The sequence below is a fragment of the Streptococcus sp. 27098_8_109 genome (assembly GCF_041432295.1).
Classification (GTDB): Bacteria; Bacillota; Bacilli; order Lactobacillales; family Streptococcaceae; genus Streptococcus.
This window is the reverse complement of sequence record NZ_JAPVZJ010000039.1, coordinates 1-994: the sequence shown is the minus strand read 5'-3', so window position 1 is coordinate 994 and position 994 is coordinate 1. Positions and strand designations below refer to the sequence as shown.

The window sequence follows — 994 nt, the reverse complement described above, 5'->3', positions numbered from 1 at the left end:
TGAAGTTTTCAAAGTTCCGAAAACCAAAGGCATTTCGCTTGATAAGTTTGATGAGATTATTGGTCGCTTCCAATTTGGCGTTGGAATAGGGTAGTTGAAGGGCGTTGACAATCTTTTCTTTATCCTTGAGGAAGGTTTTAAAGACAGTCTGAAAAAGAGGATGAACCTGCTTTAGATTGTCCTCAATAAGTCCGAAGAATTTGACAGGTTCCTTGTTCTGAAAGTGAAAAAGCAAGAGTTGATAGAGATTGTAGTGGTGTTTCAAGTCTTCTGAATAGCTCAAAAGCTTGTCTAGAATTTCTTTATTTGTTAAGTGCATGCGAAAAGTAGGGCGATAAAAACGTTTATCACTGAGTTTACGACTATCCTGCTGTATGAGCTTCCAGTAGCGCTTGATGGCTTTGTATTCATGAGATTTTCGCTCAAATTGATTCATGATTTGGACACGGACACGACTCATAGCACGGCTGAGATGTTGGACAATGTGAAAGCGGTCGAGAACGATTTTAGCACATGGGAAAAGCTGTTTAGCTAAGGCATAGTAGGGACTAAACATATCCATCGTAATGATTTTCACCTGACAACGAACAGCTCGCTCGTAGCGCAGAAAGTGATTTCGTATGATAGCCTGTGTTCTGCCTTCAAGAACAGTGATGATGTTAAGATTATCAAAATCTTGTGCAATGAAACTCATCTTTCCCTTGGTAAAGGCATACTCGTCCCAAGACATAATCTCTGGAAGACGAGAAAAATCATGCTTAAAACGGAAGTCATTAAGCTTGCGAATGACAGTTGAAGTTGAAATAGCCAGTTGATGAGCGATATCGGTCATAGAAGTTTTTTCAATCAATTTTTGCGCAATTTTTTGGTTGATAATACGAGGAATTTGGTGATTTTTCTCGACGAGAGAGGTCTGTGAGACCATCATTTTAGAGCAATGATAGCACTTGAAACGACGCTTTTTAAGGAGGATTCTGGTAGGCATACCAGTTGT

1 protein-coding gene is annotated in these 994 nt (G+C 39.5%); it reads right to left on the bottom strand.

The genetic code is table 11. From position 1 onward, the window contains the following. Positions 1 to 994, bottom strand: a 994-nt coding sequence (locus O3664_RS09075; RefSeq protein WP_371613937.1) for an ISL3 family transposase, incomplete at both ends; no start/stop codon positions are given.